The following is a 20,819-nucleotide window of genomic DNA, read 5'->3' as shown; positions in this document are numbered from 1 at the left end:
AGCCAAGGGGGGTTAGAGGGTCGTGAGGGTGCCCGACAGGGCGGTCCAGGACTCCGGCGGCAGCGTCACCGTCGTCGTTGCGGCGCCTGCCGCGACGACCCGCCCGGCGACGTCGAAGGCGCCCCAGTGATCAGCAGCCACCTTCTCCGCGTGCTCGGGCCCGGCGATGGCGGGCGCGTGGTCGGCGGTCATGGTCCAGCCCTCGGTGACGTCGAGCGCGGCGCCCAGGTGCGCCAGCTCGACCTCTACGGGCTCGGCGGAGCGGTTGGTCAGGAACAGTGCCACCGCGCCGTCCGCCAGCGTCGCCGCCGCGGTCACCGCCGGCACCTCGCCGTGGGCCTTCGTCGTGATGGTGGGTGCCGAGACGCGCAGGTCCAGCGCCTTGCCCTGGGCGAGCCGCGCCGTCGTCGCGAAGGGGTGGAAGGTCGGCTGCCGCCAGGCCTCGCCGCCCGGCTCGGTCATGATCGGCGCGATCACGTTGACGAGCTGGGCGAGGCAGGCGACCGGCACACGGTCGGCGTGGTTCAGCAGCGTGACCAGGAGGTCGCCCACGACCACGGCGTCGAGCCCGGAGTAGACGTCCTCGATGATGCGCGGCGCGTCACGCTGGATCGGCAGGTTCGCCTCGCCCGGGAAGCGCGTGGTCAGGTACCAGACGTTCCACTCGTCGAACGAGATGGTGATGCGCTTGTCGGAGCGGCGCTGCGCGCCCACGGCGTCGGCCGACGCGACGACCCGCTCGATGAACCGGTCCATCGCGGTGCCCGACCCGAGGAACGACGCGCGGTCGCCGTCGACCTCCTCGTAGTAGGCGTGCATCGAGATGTGGTCCACGAGGTCGTACGTGTACTCCAGGACCGTGCGCTCCCACTCGCCGAAAGTATCCATCTGCATGGACGATGACCCGCACGCGACGAGCTCGATCGACGGGTCCACGAGCTTCATCGCGGCGCCGGCGTTCCGAGCGAGCTTGCCGTACTCGTGCGCGTCCTTGTGCCCGATCTGCCAGGGCCCGTCCATCTCGTTGCCCAGGCACCAGAGCTTGACGCCGTACGGCTTCTCGCGGCCGTTCTTGATGCGCAGGTCGGCCCAGCGGGTGCCGGCCTCGCCGTTGCAGTACTCCAGCAGGGCCACGGCTTCCTCGACGCCGCGCGTGCCGAGGTTGACGGCCATCATCGGCTCGATGCCCTCGCGCTCGGCCCACTGCAGGAACTCGTCGGTCCCCACGAGGTTGGGCTCGACGGTGCGCCAGGCGAGGTCGAGGAACGGCTTGCGCTGCTCCACGGGGCCGACGGCGTCCTCCCACCGGTAGTTCGACACGAAGTTGCCGCCCGGGTACCGGACCGTCGTGACGCCGAGCTCGCGGGTCAGGTCGGCGACGTCGCGGCGAAAGCCGTGGCTGTCCGACGTCGGATGGCCGGGCTCGTGGATGCCGGTGTACACGGCGCGTCCCAGGTGCTCCACGAAGGAGCCGAACAGGCGGCGGTCGACGGCGCCGACGGTGAAGTCGGGGTGCAGCAGGACGCGGGTGCGGGAGGTCGTCATTGTTCCTCGATGAATCGATCGGCGGTTCTACAACGTTGCACACTAGCGGATGGACGACGCGGTAGCGACGCTCGTCCTCTACTCTGTGGAAAAACTCGGACGGGGAGGCTGGCAGCGTGGCCGTGACCATGCACGATGTGGCGCAGCGCGCCGGTGTGTCCATCAAGACCGTGTCGAACGTGGTGAACGGCTACCCGTACATCCGCGCCGCCACGAAGGAGCGGGTCGAGGCCGCGATCGACGAGCTCGGCTATCGCGTCAACATGTCGGCCCGGAACCTGCGCACGCGGCGCACCGGGCTGATCACGCTGGCGGTCCCGGAGCTGTCGCTCCCGTACTTCGCCGAGCTGGCCGACGCCGTCATCTCCGCCGCCGACACCGCCGGCTGGACCGTGCTCATTGAGCAGACCAGCGCCAGCCGGGAGCGGGAGACCGAGGTGCTCTCGGGGCGGCGCAGGCACCTCACCGACGGGCTCATCTTCTCGCCGCTGGCGCTCGGCCCCGACGACCTCGGCCTGTTCACCGTGGAGTACCCGCTGGTGATCTTGGGCGAGCGGGTCTTCGGTGCGCCTGCCGACCACGTCACGATGAACAACGTGGCGGCGGCCAAGGCGGCGACCCTGCACTTGGCCTCGCTCGGCCGCCGTCGGATCGCCCTGATCGGGGCACACGAGGGGGAGCGGGTCGGCTCGGCCGCGCTGCGCACGACCGGCTACCTGGAGGGTCTCGCGGAGGCCGGGCTGCCCCAGGACCCGGCCCTGATCGGCGAGGCGGGCCTCTGGCACCGCTCCACCGGCGCGGAGGCGATGACCCGCATGCTCGACGACGGGGTGGAGATCGACGCCGTCTTCGCGCTCAACGACGCGCTGGCGCTCGGCGCGCTGCACGCCCTGCACGCGCACGGGATCGACGTCCCGGGGCAGGTTGCGCTGATCGGGTTCGACGACATCGACGACGCTCGCTATTCCGTTCCTGCGCTGTCGTCGGTGGACCCGGGCCGGGACCAGATCGCGCACACCGCGGTGGAGCTCCTGCTGGAGCGTATCGGCGCCGACGGCGACCCTGCGCCGTACCGGATGGTGGTGCCGGACTCGCGGATCGTGGGCCGGGAGTCCACCGGCGACGTCGCGCCCGGCGAGGCGGCCCGGATCGTCGGCGTCCAGCCGGGTGGTACCGACGTGGTGACGCCGGCCTGATATCCCCGCTCGCGACAACCGGCCCTCTTGCCATGTCGGCAGGTACCCGGTAGAACGGTGCCGGGCGTTCCTACAACGTTGAACGAACCCGGTGACGATGCCGGGGCACCTCGGCCTCCCCGGCCGTGGGCACCGAATCAAGGAGGACTCGGATGCGTACATCAGCCCGACGCCGAGGTGTGGCCGCCGCAGCCGCCATGGCCGTATCCGCCGTCGGCCTCGCGGCCTGCTCCGGCGGTAGCGGGGGTGCCGCAGAGGCGACCTGCACCAACGAGATCAAGCAGCCCGACGCCACCCAGGTGACGGTGTGGGCGTGGTACCCGTCGTTCGAGACGGTCGTGGACCACTTCAACGAGACCCACACCGACCTGCAGGTCTGCTGGACCAACGCGGGTCAGGGCGCGGACGAGTACAACAAGTTCCAGACCGCCATCGAGGCGGGCACCGGTGCGCCCGACGTGATCATGCTCGAGGCCGAGGTGCTGCCCACCTTCACGATCCTCGAGTCCCTCGTGGACCTGTCCGAGTACGGTGCCGCCGAGCTGGAGGACGACTACACGGCCGGCTCGTGGTCCGACGTCTCCAACGGCGACGCCGTCTACGCGATCCCGGTCGACGGCGGCCCGATGGGCATGCTGTACCGCGCCGACATCTTCGAGGAGTACGACGTCGAGGTGCCGACCACGTGGGACGAGTTCGCGAAGGCCGCCCAGGACCTGCGTGACGCCGGCTTCGAGGGCCACATCACCGACTTCCCGACGAACGGCGCCGCGTTCAACTACGCGCTGTTCGCGCAGAACGGCTGGGAGCCGTTCCAGTACGACGCCGAGCAGCCGACCGAGGTGGGCATCAACGTCGACAGCCCGGAGGCCGAGGAGGTCCTCAGCTACTGGAAGGGCCTGATCGACGACGACCTGGTGGCCACCGAGGACGCCTTCACCACCGACTACAACGCGGCGCTCGTGGACGGCACGTACGCCGTCTACCTCGCGGCGGCGTGGGGACCCGGCTACCTGCAGGGCCTGTCGGAGGCGGACGCCGACGCCGAGTGGCGCGCCGCACCGCTGCCGCAGTGGGACCCCGAGAACCCCGTCCAGGTGAACTGGGGCGGCTCCACCTTCGCGGTGACCACCCAGTCCGAGCAGCCGGAGGCCGCCGCGACCGTGGCCAAGGAGCTGTTCAACACCGACGAGGCGTGGAAGCTCGGCGTCGAGGAGGCGGCCCTGTGGCCGCAGTGGAAGCCCATGCTCGAGTCGGACTGGTTCACGGGTCTGGAGGCACCGTTCTTCGGCGGCCAGAAGATCAACGAGGAGGTGTTCCTCGACGCGGCGAACGGCTACGAGGGCTTCTCCTTCAGCCCGTTCCAGGTCTACGCGTACGACCAGCAGACGCAGGCCCTGTTCGACATGGTCGAGAACGACACCGACGCCGGAACCGCGCTGAGCACGGTCCAGGACGGGCTCGTGCGGTACGCCACCGAGCAGGGCTTCACGGTCACCGAATGAGCTCGGGCATGAGCGGGAGCAAGAGCGCCGTCCGGGCCGGCACGGCTCAGCCGACCAGCAAGATCGCCAGCCGGCGGCAGCGCTGGGGATACGTGTACGTGGCACCGTTCGCCGTGGTGTTCGCCGTGTTCCTGGTGCTGCCCCTGGGCTATGCGCTGTGGATGAGCCTGCACAACAAGGGCATCGCCACGGCTGGCCGCAACGTGTTCGTGGGCGCCGACAACTATGTCAAGGCGTTCACGGACCCGGTGTTCCTCGAGGGCCTGTGGCGGGTGGTCCGGTTCGTGCTGGTCATGGTGCCGGTCCAGATAGTCGTCGCACTCGTCGCGGCGCTCCTGCTCGACACTTTGGCCACGCGGTTGAGCCGTGTCTCGCGGCTGCTGATCTTCGTGCCGTACGCGATCCCGGCCGTGATCGGCGCCCTGATGTGGGGCTTCCTGTACAGCCCGCGGTTCGGCCCGGCGCAGGACGTGTTCGGGCTGGTGGGCCTGACGGCGCCGAACTTCCTCAGCTCGGCCAACATCTTCGGGTCGCTCGTCAACATCGTGACCTGGCAGTGGGTCGGCTACTACATGATCATCATCTACGCGGCCCTGAGGTCGATCGACCCGTCGATCTACGAGGCGGCCGTGCTCGACGGCGCCGGCCGCCGGCAGATCGCGCTGCGGATCAAGGTGCCGATGATCTCGTCGTCGATGGTGATGATCGTGGTCTTCGCGCTCATCGGCACCCTGCAGTTCTTCACGGAGCCGCAGGTGCTGCGGTCGTCGGCGCAGGGCGCCATCCCGTCCGACTACACGCCGAACATGTACGCGTTCGCCACGGCGTTCAACTACAGCCAGTTCAACTACGCCTCGACGCTGGCGTTCGCGCTCGGCTTCCTCGTGTTCGTGGGCTCGTACGTGTTCCTGTTCCTGACGCGCAAGCAGAGCGGGCTGAAGTGATGGCGAACTCGACACTTCTTTCTCGGACCCGCGCGGAGCGGGCCGCGGCCGAACGGACCACGGGGGAGCCGGTGGGCCAGGGCCGCCGCATCGGCTCCCACCTGGTGCTCGTGCTGCTCGCGATCTACTTCGTCGTGCCGCTGTGGTGGCTCGCCGTGGCGTCCACCAAGACCAACGCCGGCCTGTTCGGCGGGGCACCGCTCTGGTTCGGCTCGGACTTCGCGCTGGGCGACAACATCGCGACCCTCTTCAGCTACCAGGGCGGCATCTACTGGATCTGGTTCCGCAACTCGTTCGTGTACGCGATCGCGGGCGGCGTGGGCGCGACCGTCCTGTCGGTGCTGGCCGGCTACGGCCTCGCCAAGTACCGGTTCCGCGGCCGCGGCGCGTTCTTCGCGCTGCTGCTCGGCTCGGTGATGGTGCCGATGACGGCGCTCGTCATCCCCACCTTCGTGCTGCTGAGCGGCATGGGCCTGCTCAACACGATGTGGGCGGTGATCCTGCCGTCGCTGCTCAGCCCGGTCGGGGTCTATCTGGTGCGCGTCTACGCGCAGGACGCGGTCCCGGAGGAGGTGCTCGACGCCGGGCGGGTGGACGGAGCGGGCGAGATCCGGCTCTTCTTCCAGGTGGTACTGCCGCTGTTGCGGCCTGCGATCGTGACTGTGCTGCTCCTCACAACTGTCGCGACCTGGAACAACTTCTTCCTGCCGTTGGCCGTGCTGCGCGACCCGAATCTGCTGCCCGTCACTGTGGGGGTCTACAACTGGCAGGCCCTCTCCAATGCCGGCGCGGGCGGCGAGCAGGTCTGGAATCTCATCGTCACGGGGTCGTTCATCTCGGTGGTTCCGCTGGTCGCAGCGTTCCTCTCCCTGCAGAAGTACTGGCAGGGCGGGCTCTCGCTCGGGAGCGTCCGGTGAGGCGGGCCTCGTCCGGGACAGCGTTCGCAGGATTCAAGAGTTGACTGTATCGATGCCGTAACCATCCAGGAAGATCTCCTTACTTCCCCTCGACCACGGTTACGGTGGCTCCGTCAACGAACGATCGTGGCGGAGTTCAGCCGACACGGTTTTGACCAACAGGCGTGTGAGCGTTCACAATCTGTTGCGTTCACAATGTGAAGTCGGCCGGGTCGCAGAGAAGTGCCCGGGCAAACTCGAAGAGGAGACGTCATGGCAAGGAAGCTGTGGGCCAAGCGCGGTCTGGCCGCGCTGGCAACGGGCGCGATGGCCGTTTCACTCGCCGCGTGCGGCGGTGGCGGCGCGGGCGGTGGCGCCGGTGGTGGTGCCGGGGACGGCGAAGAGGGCGGCCTCGTGGGCGTCGCGATGCCCACCGAGACCTACGAGCGCTGGGTCGCTGACGGCGAGGCCGTCAAGACCGGGCTCGAGGAGGCCGGGTACGAGGTCGACATGCAGTTCGCCGGTGACGACATCCCGACCCAGCAGCAGCAGATCGACTCGATGATCAACAAGGGTGCCGAGGCGCTCATCATCGCCTCGATCGACGGCACCACGCTGGGCAGCCAGCTGGAGGCCGCCGGTGCCGCCGGGATCCCCGTGATCTCGTACGACCGCCTGATCCGGGACTCGGAGAACGTCGACTTCTACGTCACGTTCGACAACTTCGAGGTCGGCGTGCAGCAGGGCACCTCGCTGCTGACCGGTCTCGGCATCCTGGACGAGAACGGCGAGCCGGCCGCGGACGCGCCCGAGGGCCCGTTCAACATCGAGCTGTTCGCCGGTTCGCCGGACGACAACAACGCCGGGTTCTTCTTCGACGGCGCGATGTCGGTGCTGCAGCCGTACCTGGACGACGGCACCCTCGAGGTGCCCTCGAAGCAGGTCGAGTTCGGTAAGGTCGCCACCCAGCGCTGGGAGCAGGAGACTGCGCAGGAGCGCATGGAGAACCTGCTGACCTCCACCTACAGCAAGGGCGACACGACCGTCGACGGCGTGCTGGCCCCGGCCGACCCGCTGTCGCGCGGCATCATCACGGCGCTGGAGAACGTCGGCTACGGCGAGGGCGACCTCGAGATGCCGATCGTCACCGGGCAGGACGCCGAGGCGGCGTCGGCCAAGCTCATCGAGGACGGCAAGCAGTACTCGACGATCTTCAAGGACACCCGCCTCCTGGCCGAGCAGGCCGTGACCGCCACGACGGCCTACCTCGAGGGCAACGAGCCCGAGGCGAACGACACGGAGACGTACGACAACGGCGTGAAGGTCGTCCCGTCGTACCTGCTGGACACCGTGATCATCACCAAGGACAACATCCAGTCCGAGCTGATCGACTCCGGCTACCTCACCGCAGAAGAGGTCGCCTCCGGTCAGACCGACTAGGTCCGACGCCTCGGTAGCACCCGCCCGACACCGCCGAAGCTCTGGCGGGCCGATCGGCGTCGAGCATGCGGAGACCATGGTCTCGCGACATGCTCGACATCGATCGGCCCGCCGGGAGCGGGCGGGCGTCGGGCACCCGCACATCACTATTGGCGACAAGTACGCGACAAGGACTGGCATGGCCGATTCGGCGCCGACCGACATCCTCGAGATGCGCGGCATCACCAAGACATTTCCCGGGGTCAAGGCACTCCAGGACGTCAACCTCACCGTCCGTCGAGGCGAGATCCACGGGATCTGCGGCGAGAACGGGGCGGGCAAGTCCACCCTGATGAAGGTGCTGTCGGGTGTGTACCCGTTCGGCACCTACGAGGGCGACATCGTGCTCGACGGCGAGACCGCCCAGTTCGGCAACATCAACGACTCCGAGGCGCGAGGCGTGGTGATCATCCACCAGGAGCTCGCGCTCGTCCCCTACCTGTCGATCGCCGAGAACATCTTCCTCGGCAACGAGCGTCGGCGGGCCGGTGGCGGGATCGACTGGAACAAGACCAACGCCGAAGCGGCCGTGCTGCTCGAGCGGGTCGGGCTCAGCGAGTCGCCCACCACCCTGATCTCGGCCATCGGCGTGGGCAAGCAGCAGCTCGTCGAGATCGCCAAGGCGATCTCGAAGAACGTGAGCCTGCTCATCCTCGACGAGCCGACGGCGGCGCTGAACGACAACGACTCCGAGCACCTGCTCGATCTGCTCCGCCAGTTCAAGCAGCAGGGCATCACGTCGATCATGATCTCCCACAAGTTGGCCGAGATCGCCGAGATCGCCGACCGCACCACGATCATCCGGGACGGCCAGTCGATCGAGACGTTCGAGATGGCCGACGCCGGCGCATCGTCCGAAGCGATCCAGAACCGCATCATCCGCGGCATGGTGGGGCGTGACCTCGACAACCGCTACCCCGACCGCGATTCGCGCCCGGGCGAAGAGGTGCTGCGCGTCGAGGACTGGACGGTGTACCACCCGACCCAGCCGGGGCGCGTCGTCGTGGACAGCGCGAACCTCAATGTTCGCGCCGGCGAGGTGGTCGGCATCGCCGGCCTCATGGGCGCCGGGCGCACCGAGCTCGCGATGTCCTTGTTCGGCCGCTCCTACGGCCGCGACATCTCCGGCACTGCGTACGTGCACGGCAAGCAGGTCGACGTGCACAACGTGCCGGACGCGATCAAGGCCGGCATCGCCTACGTGTCGGAGGACCGGAAGCAGTACGGGCTGAACCTCATCGAGGACATCCGGCGCAACATCTCGGCGGCGGGCCTCGGCAAGCTGTCGAGGAACGGCTTCGTGGACGAGAACGAGGAGCTCAAGGTCGCGGGCGAGTACCGCGAGTCCATGAATATCCGCACCCCCAACGTGCTGATGGAGGTGGGCAAGCTCTCGGGCGGCAACCAGCAGAAGGTCGTGCTGTCCAAGTGGCTCTACACCGCGCCTGAGGTGCTGATCCTCGACGAGCCCACGCGCGGCATCGACGTCGGCGCCAAGTACGAGATCTACACCATCATCAACGAGCTGGTCGCGGCGGGGAAGGCCGTGCTGGTCATCTCCTCGGAGCTCCCCGAGCTCCTCGGGATCTGCGACCGCATCTACACCCTGGCCTTCGGCCGCATCACTGGCGAGGTCGACGTGGCCTCAGCCACCCAGGAAGGACTCATGGCTCTCATGACCCAGGAGAACACACAGGAGACGAAGGTATGACCGGCATCGCGAACCTCAGGGAGCTGTTCACCCGCAACCTGCGCCAGAGCGGTATCTACATCGCCTTCGTGCTGATCGTCGTGCTGTTCTCGGTGCTGACCGACGGGCTCCTGCTCAGCTCGCGGAACATGACCAGCCTCGTGCTGCAGTTCTCGTACATCCTGATCCTCGCCATCGGCATGGTGATCATCATCATCGGCGGGCATATCGACCTGTCGGTCGGGTCGGTGGTCGCGCTCACAGGTGCCGTGGCGGCCGTCATCGTGATCCGCGGTGGCATGCCGTGGTGGGTGGGTGTGATCGCCGCGATCGGCACCGGACTCCTGGTCGGAGCCTGGCAAGGGTTCTGGGTGGCCTACGTCGGGATTCCAGCGTTCATCGTGACGCTGGCGGGCATGCTGCTGTTCCGCGGTCTGACGCTCGAGGTGCTGAACAACGTCTCGCTCTCGCCGTTCCCGGCGGAGTACACGTCCATCGCCTCTGGCTTCCTCAACGGCCTGCTCGGTGGGTACGGATACGACACCTTCACGCTCGTCATCTTCGCGATCGGCGTGCTGGGCTTCGCCTACAACTCGTGGCGTACCCGCCGCGCTCGCATCGCCTACAAGCAGACCGTCGAGGCGCCGGTGCTGTTCGTGCTGAAGCTCGTGGTGGTCGCGGCCGTCGTGATGTGGTTCGCGTGGAACCTGGCCACCTACCGTGGCCTGCCGGCGGTGCTGATCATCCTGGCCGTGCTGGTCATGGTCTACACGCTGGTCACCAAGCACAGCGTGTTCGGCCGTCACGTCTACGCCATCGGTGGCAACCTCGCAGCGGCGCAGCTGTCCGGCGTCCGCGTGAGGCGCGTGAACTTCTGGATGTTCGTGAACATGGGCTTCCTCGCCTCGATCGCGGGCATCGTGTTCTCCGCCCGGTCGAGCGCTGCTCAGCCGGCGGCGGGCAACATGTTCGAGCTCGACGCGATCGCCGCGTGCTTCATCGGTGGCGCCGCCGTGACCGGCGGTATCGGCACCGTGACCGGCGCGATGGTCGGTGGCCTGATCATGGCCGTCATGTCGAACGGCATGCAGCTCATGGGCGTCGACCAGTCCACGCAGCAGGTGGTCAAGGGCATCGTGCTGCTCCTGGCCGTCGCGTTCGACGTCTGGAACAAGAAGCGGGCCGTGGCCGCCCGCTGACCCACCCTCACACCGCCGAGGTAGAACTCTGGCGAGGTAGAAGTGGGGCGAGGTAGAACTCTGGCGAGGTAGAACTGCAGCGCGAAGCTGACGTTGCTACCTCGCCAGAGTTCTACCTCGCCCCAGTTCTACCTCGGCGTCTTTTTGGGGTGGGCGAGAATGGCTGGATGGGTGAACCAGTTTCTGCGTCCCGCCGAGGGCGGCGTCCTGCCGGGCAGGATGCGCGTGCCGACATCCTCGCCGCCGCCCGCGAGGAGTTCGTCGAGCGGGGCTACGAGGCGTCATCCCTGCGTTCGGTCGCCCGCCGCGCCGGGGTCGACCCCGGTACCGTGCGGCACTGGTTCCCCGACAAGGCGCGGCTGCTGACGGCCACGCTCGGTGTCATCGAGATCGAGCCCGCCGTCGTCGTGCAGAAGGTCGCGGAGGGCCCGGTGGAGACGCTGGGGGAGCGCCTCGTCGAGGCGGTGCTCGGCCTCTGGGACTACGACGGCGGTGCCACCGTCCGGGTGGTCATGCCGGCGGTCATCGGCGACGCCGAGCTGCGCGCCCTCCTGCCCCAGTTCATCGGCGCGGCGATCCTCGCCCCGGTGGTGCGGGCGCTCGGAGTACCCGACGCACCGCTGCGCACCGCCCTCATGGCCTCGCAGCTGGCCGGGCTCATGATGACCCGGTTCCTGATCCCGGTGGAGCCGCTCGCCTCGCTGCCCCCGGCCGAGGTCGCCGCCCTCGCCGGGCCCACGCTGCAGCGGTATCTCACGGGAGATCTTGCGCCGGGCCGCGCGGCGGGAGCATAATTCCTCACATGAGGAAAAACGCGGTAGTCATCCGAGGTCTGCGGGTGGTTCGCGGCGGAAGACCGATCATCGACGGGCTGGACCTCGCCGTTCCGGCCGGTTCGGTCGTCGGGCTGTTGGGTCCGTCCGGCTCCGGCAAGACGACGCTGATGCGCGCGATCGTGGGCGTGCAGGACCGGGTGACCGGCTCGGTGGAGGTGCTGGGCAGCGCGGCAGGCACCCCAGCACTACGCCGCAGGGTCGGCTACATGACGCAGGACGCCAGCGTCTACACCGACCTCACCGTGGTGCAGAACCTCAGGTACTTCGCGGCGCTCGCCGGCGTCCCGGCGCCGGCCAAGGCGGTCGCGAACGCCGTCGCCACGGTCGACCTCGGCGGGCACGAGAAGCAGCACGTCGGCACGCTGTCGGGCGGCGAGCGGTCCCGTGTGTCGCTCGCCGCGGCCCTGGTGGGCGATCCCGAGCTGCTCGTCCTGGACGAACCCACGGTGGGGCTCGACCCCGTGCTGCGGCGCGACCTGTGGACGGTGTTCCGGAAGCTGGCGGCCGAGGGCCGCACACTCCTGGTCTCCAGCCACGTCATGGACGAGGCCACGCAGTGCGACCGCCTGCTCCTCATGCGCGCCGGCGGCCTCGTCGCGGACACCACACCCGACGAGCTGCTGACCAGCACCGGTGCGCCCGACGCCGAGCGCGCCTTCCTCGCCCTGATCGATGCGGCCGACGCCGCTGCAGCCCGGGCGGGGACCGGCGGGACCGACGTCGGCCAGGCAGGTGCCGGCACCGTGCCCACTGAGCCCACCGAGCCCACTGAGCCCACCGAGCCCACCGAGGAGTCGGCACGATGAACCTGACCTTCGCCACCGCCGGCCGCGTGCTGGCGCAGCTCCGTGTCGACCGCCGCACGGTTGCCCTCATCATCCTGCTGCCGTGCTTGCTGATCGGCCTCATCGCCTGGATGTTCAACGACCAGCCCGAGGTGCTCGACCGGTTCGGCCCGATGCTGGTGGGCATCTTCCCGCTCATCGTGATGTTCCTGGTCACGAGCGTGGCGACACTGCGCGAGCGCCAGTCGGGCACGCTCGAGCGGCTCATGACGACGCCGATCCACAAGGGCGACTTCGTGGCCGGCTACGGCCTGGCGTTCGCGACGCTCGCGTTGGTCCAGGCCCTGGTGGTGGTCGGCTTCGCCCTGCTCGTCGGGATGGACGTGGAGGGCCCGCTCTGGCTCGTCCTCGTGGTGGGCCTGCTCGACGCGATCCTGGGCTGCACCCTGGGCCTGGCCGCGTCGGCGTTGGCCCGCAGCGAGTTCCAGGCGGTCCAGATGATGCCAGCGATCCTGTTCCCGCAGCTCATCACCTGTGGCCTGCTCATGCCGCGCGACCAGATGCCGGAGGTGCTGGAGTGGCTGTCGCGCGTGTTCCCCCTCACGTACGCCGTCGAGGCGATGACGTCGCTGGCGGCCGGCGACGAATGGGCGGACATCCGCGGCGCGGTCGGGGTGATCGCCCTGTTCATCGTGGGTGCGGTGGTCCTCGGCGTGCTCACGCTCCGCCGCCGCACGGCGTGACGGGTCTTTGTTGTGGGCGTGATCGTTGCGCCTAAAACGGGCACATAGGCGCAACGATCACGCCCACAACAAAGGGACGGTCAGCGGAGGCGGAGGGCTTTCGTGACGTCGGCCCAGTGGACGTACGAGAAGCCCGTGCCGTCGCGGTCCGGGTCGGCGTCGGGCCCGGTCTCCGGCTCGTCGTGCGTGACGAGCAGGCCGGACCGGTACTCGCCGACGGGCGCGTTGGAGACCGCCAGGCCGTCCGAGCCGTTGACGTCGTCCACGCCGTCGCCGGCCACGCTGAAGGTGCCGAGCGAGCGGTTGCGGCCGCCCAGGTCGTAGACGCCGTAGGTGTCGTCACCCTGGCTGGACACGATCACGTAGCCCTTGCGGCCCGGGCCGTACCAGATGTCCACGCCCTCGGCGTCGGCGGTCAGGTTCCTGCCGCCGTACGACGGCGCCTGGGGGTCGACCGGGGCGCACTCCTCGGTCTCGGGGTCGTAGGCGTCGTGCACGCCGAAGTCCTTGACCCGGTCGATCAGGCGCGGCTCGCCCGAGCCCAGCGGGAGCGGCACGCGCCACAGCCCGACGTCCTCCTGCGCCGCGTACAGCGTGCCGGTGCGGCGGTCGACGGCGACCCCCTCGAGCTGGGGCTGCACGCCGGGCTCCTCGCAGGGCACCCAGGTGGTGCCGTCGGGCAGGGGGAACTCGCCCGGCATCGCCAGGTGCTCGACGTCGGTGTAGCCCACCCCGTCCGGGCCGGTCGTCAGCCGCGCCGTGGCGATGGTGGTGCTGCCCTCCTGCGTCACCACCGCATACGTCTCGCCGCCGCGCGGCTGGTAGACCGCCAGGCCGTACGCGGTCTGGTCCTCGGCGACCGTCTCCCGGTCCGGGCTGAACAGGAAGTCCAGCTCGGGCGCCGTCACCTCGGTGAGCGGCGCGTCGGCGTCGGCCCCGGCCGGGTCGATCGCGAAGAAGCGGATCTGGTCGTTGTACCGGTCCGAGACGACGGCGACGTCGGTCGCCGTGCCGTCCACGTCCAGGCCGAAGGCGATGTCCACGTTGTTGTACCGGCCCGGGACGCCGTCCTCACGCGGGGCCGCCGTTGCCGCGACCGACTGCAGCTCGGTCGCGGCAACGGAGTAGACGCGCAGGCCGCCTTCCTTGGCCGTCGCGACGACGAGCGAACGGTCGGAGTCGTCGGGGTGCACCCAGATCGCGGGGTCGTCGCCCGACGCGTTGCCGCCGTCCTCGTCGTCGTACAGCGGGGGAGTCTCGACCGAGGTGGTGACGGTGGCGGCGGGCCGTGGCCCGCCGTCTCCCGCGGCGACGGACGCCGGTGCGAGCAGGGGCAGGAGCAGCAGGGCGGCCGGCAGGGCGGCGAAGCGACGTCGCATGGGCCCGAGGCTCCCGCACCCCGGTGACGCACACCTGAACCCCGAGCGAACACCCTTGTTGTGGGCGTGATCGTTGCGACTACACGCCAGTTCCAGGCGCAACGATCGCGCCCACAACCACAGGGTTCAGTCCAGGAGGGGGTCCAGGCCCCAGTGGGGGAACACCGCTCTGCGGGTGGCCTGGATCGCCCGGTCGACGGCGTCGGCCGGGTCGAAGCCGTCGCGCCAGCTGCGGAACGGCACTGCGCCGGAGCCCAGCGTGTGCGCAGCCTCCAGGTCCAGGGCCTCGACCGCGGCGCGCCACGTGGCGGGCAGCTCGGACCCTGGTTCGAGGGGCGCGTGCGCCACCTCGGCGACGAGCGCCGCCCAGACGAGCGGGACGACGTCGGACACGGCGTAGCCGCCACCGCCCAGGGCGAGCCAGCGGCCGTCGGCATGCTCGTGCGCGAGCGCGTGCGCCCACTGCTGCGCGGTGATCTGCGCGTCGACCGACACGTTCAGGTTCGAGAGCGGGTCGCGGCCGTGGGCGTCACAGCCGTGCTGGGACACGATCGCCTGCGGGCGGTGCTCCCGGACCAGGGCGGGGACGACGGCGTCGATCGCCCGCAGCCACTCCGCGCCCGAGGTACGCGCCGGTACCGGGATGTTGACGGCGCCGCCCTCGGCCGGCCCGGTCAGGCCGACGTCGGCCGATGCGCCCGTGCCGGGGAACAGCGTGCGGCCGTCCTCGTGGATCGAGATCGTCAGCACGCGAGGGTCGTCCCAGAAGATCGCCTCGACGCCGTCGCCGTGGTGGGCGTCGAAGTCCAGGTAGGTGACTCGTTCGGCGCCCTGGTCCAGCAGGCGCCGGATCGCGGCGGCGGCGTCGTTGTAGACGCAGAAGCCCGACGCCGCACCGGGCATGGCGTGGTGCATGCCGCCCGCCACGTTCACGCCGTGCGCGATCTCGCCCTTCCACAGGGCCTCGGCGAGCGCTACGGACCCGCCGAGCTGACGCGCCGCGGCCTCGTGCATCCCGAGGAACAGCGGGTCGTCGTCGGTGCCCAGCCCGCGGGCCAGGTCCGGCTCCAGCGTGGTCCCGGCGCGCCGGACGGCGGCCACGTAGTCGGCGTCGTGCACGGTCTCGATCACGGCGTCGGTCGCGGGCTCGGCGTCGGCCACCTCGAGGGTGGGCCGGTCTAGCAGGCCGAGCGCCTCGATGAGCCGCATCGTGAGGTCGAGACGGGTGGGCGACATGGGATGCCCGGGTCCGAAGTCGTACTCGAGCAGTCGCGGACTCCAGACCAGCCGGGCGAGGTGCACCCGCCCACGGTAACGGACCCCCGCTGTGGCAGGTGCCGTGGCCCAGGATCAGAACGAGCCATCTGACGGGGAATGCTCCTCTTTCACCGATGGATCATCGCGCAGAAAACAAGAGCATGCCCGTTCAGTAGCCGTTGCGTATATGCAACAGCCACCTAAACACCAGGCGCCCGCCGCAGGGTTTCTGCCCAGAACGCCCTCCGCGACGTGGCAGAGTAGGGCGTCGATCGTCGGAGCTTGGTGAAGGGAGCGGGTCGGATGGCGTCGAGCTTTCGGCACCGCCTGTTCGGGCTCCGGGAACTGGTCGACGAGCTCGCCTTCCGTGCCCCGGCGCGACTGGCCGTCACGGTCTTCGCCTGCGTGGTGGCGCTGTTCGCGGCGCTCCTGACGGTGCCCTTCGCGACCGCCGACGGCGAGGGCGCGCGCTTCGTCGACGCCCTGTTCACCGCGGTCTCCGCCGTGTGCGTCACGGGGCTCGTGGTCCAGGACACCGCGACCTACTGGTCCCTGTACGGGCAGATCGTCATCCTCACGGGCATCAAGGTAGGGGGCTTCGGAATCATGACCGTCGCCTCGCTCCTCGGCATGATCGTGTCGCGCAAGATCGGGCTGACCCAGAAGCTGCTCACGGCATCCGAGACCAAGACGAGCCGACTGGGTGACGTCGGGTCCCTGGTGCGGGTCATCATCATCACCGCGACCACGCTCGAGCTGTCGATCGCCCTGCTGATCTTCCCCAGGCTGGTGGTGATCGAGGGCAACGTGGGAACCGCTGCCTGGCACGCGTTGTTCTACGGCATCTCCGCATTCAACAACGCGGGGTTCGTGCCCACCGCTGAAGGGCTGATGCCGCACGTCGGGGACTGGGCACTCCTGCTGCCGATCGCCCTCGGCGTGTTCGTCGGTGCGCTCGGGTTCCCTGTGATCCTCAACATCCAGCGGGCGCTGCCCCGCCTGGGCCAGCGCTGGCACGGCTGGACCAAGCGGCTCTCCTTGCACAGCAAGCTCACACTCGTGACCAGCGGTGTGCTGTTCGTCGTCGGTGCTCTGCTGCTCCTGGTCCTGGAGTGGTCCAACTCCGAGACGTTCGGGCCGCTGAGCTTCGGGGACAAGATCCTGGCGGCGGTCTTCGCCGGGATCATGCCGCGGTCCGGCGGGTTCAGCACCATCGACGTCGGCGCCATGAGCCAGTCGAGCTGGCTCATCCAGGACGCCCTGATGTTCGTGGGCGGTGGGTCGGCGTCGACCGCCGGCGGCATCAAGGTGACGACGCTCGCCGTCATGCTGCTCGCGATCGCCGCCGAGGCGCGCGGTGACCGGGACATCGACGCGTTCGGCCGCCGCATCCCGCGGGACGTGCTGCGGCTGTCCATCGCCGTCGTGTTCACGGGGGCGTCCATCGTCCTGGTCTCGTGCGTGGCGCTGCTGGAGCTCACCGACCATTCCCTGTCCCGCGTGCTGTTCGAGGTGCTGTCGGCGTTCGCCACCGTCGGCCTGTCCACAGGCATCACGCACGACTTGCCCGACGCCGCGAAGTACTGGCTGTCGGCGCTCATGTTCGTGGGACGCACCGGGGCGGTGACCGTCGTGGCCGTCCTGGCGCTGCGGGACCGGCGGCGCATCGTACGCTTCCCCGAGGAACGCCCGATCATCGGGTGACGGACAACGTGTCAGAAGCTGAGGTCACTAGGGTGACGCGTACGGCTGACAAGCGTCGAGAGAGGACTACCGTGCCGGAGAGAAAGCCCGAGCGGGACGCGGGTGTGCTGGTGATCGGACTGGGGCGGTTCGGGTCGGCGATCGGCGCGACCCTGGACCGGCTGGGCCAGGACGTGCTCGCCGTCGAGCAGGACCCGGTCCTGGTGGCCCAGTGGTCCGGGCGGCTGCCGCTGGTGGAGGCCGACGCGTCCAACCCCGAGGCGCTGGAGCAGCTCGGTGCGAAGGACTTCGGCGTCGCGGTGGTCGGTGTCGGTTCGTCGCTGGAGGCGTCCGTGCTGATCACGGGCAACCTGGTCGACCTGGGCACGCCCCAGATCTGGGCCAAGGCGATCTCGGCGGAGCACGGCCGCATCCTGACCCGCATCGGCGCCCACCACGTGGTCTTCCCCGAGGCCGACGCCGGATCGCGCGTGGCCCACCTCGTGAGCGGCAAGCTGCTCGACTACATCGAGGTCGAGGACGGGTTCACCATCGTGAAGATGCGCCCGCCGAAGGAGGCGCAGGGCTTCACGCTGGCGCAGTCGAACATCCGCAAGCGGTACGGGATCACCGTGATCGGCGTGAAGTCGCCGGGCGTGGAGTTCGTCTACGCGACGCCGGAGACGCGGATCTCTGCCAACGACCTGCTCGTGTGCTCTGGCCACGCCGAGCTGCTGGAGCGGTTCGCGGCGCGCCCCTGACCGCCCGTCCGGCCTGGCCACGACCGGCGGTCCGGGCCGGACCCGGCGCACCTCACACCTTCGTCGATTACGGGCCGCGCTGTTGAGCAGGTAGCCTAGGGTGCGGACTCCCTTTCGTGTTGGTCGGCCATCGTCACTATGGCGTCACTGTCCCGGACCAACCGTGGACCATTTCGCTGAGCGGCCCGTCGTCGGGCTGCCGCCGACCGAATCGAACATTGCGAGGACCTATGGGCTCCGTCATCAAGAAGCGCCGCAAGCGCATGGCGAAGAAGAAGCACCGCAAGCTGCTTCGTAAGACGCGCCACCAGCGCCGCAACAAGAAGTGACGCGCGCGCCGTCGGGCGCGTGACGAGCAGGCCCGGCCCCTGTGGGCCGGGCCTTCTTCGTGGCTCTAATATGCCTTGACAGGCATATGGCTCGGAGAGAATATAGACTCATGGTAGACGGCTTCACAGTGATCACCGACCCGTCGCGGCGGCGGATCCTCGACCTGCTCCTGGCAGGCGAGCGGGATGTCAACGAGCTGGTCGGGGAGCTCGGTGCGGCACAGCCCAACGTGTCCAAACACCTGCGGGTGCTGCGTGACGCCGGCCTGGTCGGCGCGCGAGTGGACGGCCCGCGCCGCGTCTATCACCTCACCAACACGCCGCTTGCCGACGTCGAGGCGTGGCTCGCCCCGCACCGTGCACGGTGGGCCCGCGCCTTCGACGCCCTCGAACGGCACCTCGACAGCACAGGCAGCACACCCAGCACCGAGGAGAACCAGCCATGATCAACAACCTGCCGGAGCACCCGTCTGCCGCGACCCTCGCGCCCGAGGGCGTCGAGTACACGCTCACCATGGAACGCGAGCTCGCTCATCCCGTCGAGAATGTGTGGCTCGCGCTCACGCGCGCGGACGACGTCGTGCACTGGGCGCCGTACCGGCCCGACCGCGACCTGACCGACGTCGGCCCGGTGGTGCTCGCACACAACGCGGACGGTCCCGACCCGCACGAAACCGAGTCCGGCCGGGTGCTCCGCGCGGAGCCGCCGCACCTGCTGGTCGTCGCCTGGGGCGACCAGGAGCTGACCTACCGGCTGTCTGCGACGGCGTCGGGCACGCTGCTGCACTTCACGCACCGGTTCGACGACAGCAACAGCGCGCCGGACTACGCCGCGGGCTGGCACCTGTGCTGGTCGGCGCTCATGGTCGTGCTCGAAGGGAGCACGCCGCCGCCGGTGCACGGCGAGAACGCCAAGCGGTACGGCTGGGACGAGCTGCGGGAGCGGTACGCGACGCTGCTCGGCTGAGCCGTCGGCTCAGGGGCACGTGCGGCGGGCGGCAGCCGGCGAAGCGTCGCTAGCGTTGGCCGCGCAGGCGGCGGCGGGCCGCGCGCAGCACGAGGCCGAGCACCCAGGCGGCGCCCGCCCACGAGGCGGTCCGCACCCCGCGCCCGGCCACGCGCTGCGACCGGCCGCGGAACTCCCGGATCGGCCAGCCCACCTCCTGCGCGTGCCGGCGCAGCCGCAGGTCGGGGTTGATGGGGCAGGGATGGCCCACTACCCGCATCATCGGCAGGTCGTTCAGCGAGTCCCCGTACGCGTAGCTCTCGTCGAGGTCGATGTCCTCGCTGTCCGAGAGCTCGACGATGGCATCGGCCTTGGCCTGACCGTGCATGAGGTCGCCGTTGAGCCGGCCCGTGTAGAAGCCGTCCTTGTGCTCGGCGATCGTGCCGAGCGCACCGGTGGCACCCAGCCGGCGGGCGATGAGTTGCGCGATCTCCACCGGCGTGGCCGTGATGAGCCACACCTGGTGTCCCGCCGCGATGTGCTCGTCCAGCAGCCGGCGTGTCCCAGGATAGATCCGCAGGGACAGGACGGCGTCCCACACCTCCTCACCGAGGGTGGCGATCTCCGCGACGCTGCGGCCCGCGATGAGCGACAGGGCGCGGTTGCGCACCTCGTCGATCTGCTCCTTGTTCTCGCCCCAGAGCAGGTACCGCGCCTGGATCAGGCCGAACCTGAGGATGTCCCGCGTGCCGAAGAACTTGCGCTGATACGCGGACTTGGCGAGGTGAAAGGCACTCGCGCCGCGGATGATCGTGTTGTCGACGTCGAAGAACGCCGCGGTGGCGGACGAGGGGTGCGTCGACGGCATGGAGGCCACTCTATCCGCGCGCCACGTCGCGCAAGTCACACCGTGCAGCCCGGCCCTACCGGTGATAGAACCAGGGCGTGACGCATGAGATCGGCGCTCCCGAGCGGGCCACCCTCGCGCGATTTCTCCACCTCCTGGTGGCCGTGCTGGCGCTCGGCGGGTTCGCGATCGAGCTCGTCACCGCGATCGTCGGTTCGCCGTCGTCGTCTGGCTGTGGGTCGGGCCGCGACCGCGCGTGACCGCACGGACCGTGTGGTGGTCGCTCGCGTACCCGATCGTGTGGCTCGTCTACACGTTCCTGCGCGGCGCCGCCACCGGGTGGTATCCGTACCCGTTCCTCGACGTGACCCTGCACGGTTATCGAGGTGCGCTGACCGGCGCCGCGCTCGTCGCCGTCGTCTTCCTGGTCCTGGCCTGGGGCGTGCGATGGGCGGACGGGCGGCTCCCGGGCACCGACCGTTCGGCGCCTCCCCTGTGACGTAACCTCTGTGCGTGACAACTCCCGTCGAAGCCCGCGTGGTCCTGTACACACGAGAGGCGTGCCACCTGTGCGAGGACGCACGCGCCGTCGTCGTGCGGGTGTGCGAGGGTGCGGGAGTCCAGTGGCGCGAGGTCGACATCGACAGCGCGCCCGCACTGCGGGAAAAGTACGGGGAATACGTCCCCGTGGTCGAGGTGGACGGGGTCCAGCAAGGTTTCTGGCGCGTGGACGGTGCGCGTCTGGCCCGCCTCCTGGCATGATCATCCCGGCAGTGTGTGCGTACGCCGGCGACACAGT

22 protein-coding genes are annotated in these 20,819 nt (G+C 69.4%); 18 read left to right on the top strand and 4 right to left on the bottom strand.

The annotated features are described in order from the left end of the window. Positions 1–12: 12 nt before the first annotated feature. Positions 13–1,545: an arabinosylfuranosidase ArfA gene (gene arfA, locus EW117_RS11435; protein WP_129786767.1), complete on the bottom strand. Its 1,533-nt coding sequence runs from the start codon at positions 1,543–1,545 to the stop codon at positions 13–15. Between the two features lie 116 nt (positions 1,546–1,661). Here arfA and EW117_RS11430 point away from each other — a divergent pair, with 116 nt between their 5' ends. The 10 genes from EW117_RS11430 to EW117_RS11385 all read left to right on the top strand — a co-directional run bounded on the left by EW117_RS11430 (position 1,662) and on the right by EW117_RS11385 (position 12,818). Further along, positions 1,662–2,741, top strand: a complete 1,080-nt coding sequence (locus EW117_RS11430; protein WP_129786765.1) for a LacI family DNA-binding transcriptional regulator — start codon at positions 1,662–1,664, stop codon at positions 2,739–2,741. 152 nt (positions 2,742–2,893) lie between these two features. Then, positions 2,894–4,246 (top strand): ABC transporter substrate-binding protein, encoded by a 1,353-nt coding sequence (locus tag EW117_RS11425; protein ID WP_129786763.1) that lies wholly within the window; start codon positions 2,894–2,896, stop codon positions 4,244–4,246. An 8-nt stretch (positions 4,247–4,254) separates the two neighbouring features. After that, positions 4,255–5,190 carry a carbohydrate ABC transporter permease gene (locus EW117_RS11420; RefSeq protein ID WP_129786761.1) on the top strand — a complete coding sequence of 312 codons (936 nt, stop codon included), beginning with the start codon at positions 4,255–4,257 and terminating at the stop codon, positions 5,188–5,190. Further along, entirely contained in the window at positions 5,190–6,107 is a 918-nt protein-coding gene (locus tag EW117_RS11415) for a carbohydrate ABC transporter permease (RefSeq protein ID WP_129786760.1), read from the top strand. Before EW117_RS11420 ends, EW117_RS11415 begins: the two co-directional genes overlap by 1 nt. 252 nt (positions 6,108–6,359) lie before the next feature. Continuing rightward, complete coding sequence (gene chvE, locus EW117_RS11410) at positions 6,360–7,526, top strand: multiple monosaccharide ABC transporter substrate-binding protein (protein WP_242504231.1); 1,167 nt, start codon at positions 6,360–6,362, stop codon at positions 7,524–7,526. Positions 7,527–7,704: 178 nt separating this feature from the next. Beyond that, complete coding sequence (mmsA, locus tag EW117_RS11405) at positions 7,705–9,276, top strand: multiple monosaccharide ABC transporter ATP-binding protein (RefSeq protein ID WP_129786758.1); 1,572 nt, start codon at positions 7,705–7,707, stop codon at positions 9,274–9,276. Further along, positions 9,273–10,454, top strand: coding sequence for a multiple monosaccharide ABC transporter permease (gene mmsB, locus EW117_RS11400; RefSeq protein ID WP_129786756.1), 1,182 nt, complete (start codon positions 9,273–9,275; stop codon positions 10,452–10,454). Before mmsA ends, mmsB begins: the two co-directional genes overlap by 4 nt. A 167-nt stretch (positions 10,455–10,621) precedes the next feature. Then, the gene (locus tag EW117_RS11395) at positions 10,622–11,248 is read left to right on the top strand and encodes a TetR/AcrR family transcriptional regulator (protein ID WP_129786754.1); all 627 of its coding nucleotides are present in this window, start codon (positions 10,622–10,624) and stop codon (positions 11,246–11,248) included. Between the two features lie 8 nt (positions 11,249–11,256). Next, on the top strand, positions 11,257–12,096 hold the full coding sequence (locus tag EW117_RS11390; RefSeq protein WP_242504230.1) for an ABC transporter ATP-binding protein: 840 nt from the start codon (positions 11,257–11,259) through the stop codon (positions 12,094–12,096). After that, positions 12,093–12,818: an ABC transporter permease gene (locus EW117_RS11385; RefSeq protein WP_129786752.1), complete on the top strand. Its 726-nt coding sequence runs from the start codon at positions 12,093–12,095 to the stop codon at positions 12,816–12,818. Before EW117_RS11390 ends, EW117_RS11385 begins: the two co-directional genes overlap by 4 nt. A gap of 80 nt (positions 12,819–12,898) precedes the next feature. Here EW117_RS11385 and EW117_RS11380 read toward each other — a convergent pair whose 3' ends face one another. Together EW117_RS11380 and EW117_RS11375 are read right to left on the bottom strand one after the other, a co-directional pair. Then, the gene (locus tag EW117_RS11380; RefSeq protein ID WP_129786750.1) at positions 12,899–14,197 is read right to left on the bottom strand and encodes a phytase; all 1,299 of its coding nucleotides are present in this window, start codon (positions 14,195–14,197) and stop codon (positions 12,899–12,901) included. 126 nt (positions 14,198–14,323) lie between these two features. Continuing rightward, the gene (locus tag EW117_RS11375; protein WP_129786748.1) at positions 14,324–15,499 is read right to left on the bottom strand and encodes an acetoin utilization protein AcuC; all 1,176 of its coding nucleotides are present in this window, start codon (positions 15,497–15,499) and stop codon (positions 14,324–14,326) included. Between the two features lie 258 nt (positions 15,500–15,757). On the opposite strand from EW117_RS11375, the gene EW117_RS11370 reads away from it, so the two are divergent. From EW117_RS11370 to EW117_RS11350, 5 genes are all read left to right on the top strand, one after another. Then, positions 15,758–17,158, top strand: a complete 1,401-nt coding sequence (locus tag EW117_RS11370; RefSeq protein WP_129786746.1) for a TrkH family potassium uptake protein — start codon at positions 15,758–15,760, stop codon at positions 17,156–17,158. 71 nt (positions 17,159–17,229) lie between these two features. Continuing rightward, positions 17,230–17,898, top strand: coding sequence for a potassium channel family protein (locus EW117_RS11365; protein ID WP_129786744.1), 669 nt, complete (start codon positions 17,230–17,232; stop codon positions 17,896–17,898). Positions 17,899–18,128: 230 nt separating this feature from the next. Next, positions 18,129–18,227, top strand: coding sequence for a 30S ribosomal protein bS22 (locus EW117_RS11360; RefSeq protein WP_003792170.1), 99 nt, complete (start codon positions 18,129–18,131; stop codon positions 18,225–18,227). A 110-nt stretch (positions 18,228–18,337) separates the two neighbouring features. Further along, the gene (locus EW117_RS11355; RefSeq protein ID WP_129786742.1) at positions 18,338–18,673 is read left to right on the top strand and encodes an ArsR/SmtB family transcription factor; all 336 of its coding nucleotides are present in this window, start codon (positions 18,338–18,340) and stop codon (positions 18,671–18,673) included. Further along, positions 18,670–19,194, top strand: coding sequence for an SRPBCC domain-containing protein (locus EW117_RS11350; RefSeq protein WP_129786740.1), 525 nt, complete (start codon positions 18,670–18,672; stop codon positions 19,192–19,194). The genes EW117_RS11355 and EW117_RS11350 overlap by 4 nt, the downstream gene beginning before the upstream one ends. Positions 19,195–19,243: 49 nt before the next feature. Here the strand turns inward: EW117_RS11350 and EW117_RS11345 are convergent, their stop codons facing one another. Continuing rightward, positions 19,244–20,041, bottom strand: a complete 798-nt coding sequence (locus EW117_RS11345; RefSeq protein ID WP_129786738.1) for an HAD family hydrolase — start codon at positions 20,039–20,041, stop codon at positions 19,244–19,246. A 77-nt stretch (positions 20,042–20,118) separates the two neighbouring features. Here EW117_RS11345 and EW117_RS30155 point away from each other — a divergent pair, with 77 nt between their 5' ends. The 3 genes from EW117_RS30155 to EW117_RS11335 are packed head-to-tail and all read left to right on the top strand — an operon-like array spanning position 20,119 to position 20,782. After that, positions 20,119–20,280 (top strand): hypothetical protein, encoded by a 162-nt coding sequence (locus EW117_RS30155; RefSeq protein ID WP_165362651.1) that lies wholly within the window; start codon positions 20,119–20,121, stop codon positions 20,278–20,280. Then, positions 20,277–20,519: a Pr6Pr family membrane protein gene (locus EW117_RS11340; RefSeq protein WP_129786736.1), complete on the top strand. Its 243-nt coding sequence runs from the start codon at positions 20,277–20,279 to the stop codon at positions 20,517–20,519. Before EW117_RS30155 ends, EW117_RS11340 begins: the two co-directional genes overlap by 4 nt. A gap of 14 nt (positions 20,520–20,533) precedes the next feature. Continuing rightward, positions 20,534–20,782: a glutaredoxin family protein gene (locus EW117_RS11335; RefSeq protein WP_129786734.1), complete on the top strand. Its 249-nt coding sequence runs from the start codon at positions 20,534–20,536 to the stop codon at positions 20,780–20,782. Positions 20,783–20,819 lie beyond the last annotated feature (37 nt).

Source organism: Promicromonospora panici, from assembly GCF_900608595.1.
In the GTDB taxonomy this organism is placed as follows: Bacteria; Actinomycetota; Actinomycetes; order Actinomycetales; family Cellulomonadaceae; genus Promicromonospora; species Promicromonospora panici.
The sequence above is the reverse complement of the archived record's forward strand: the minus strand, read 5'-3'. Positions and strand labels throughout refer to the sequence as shown.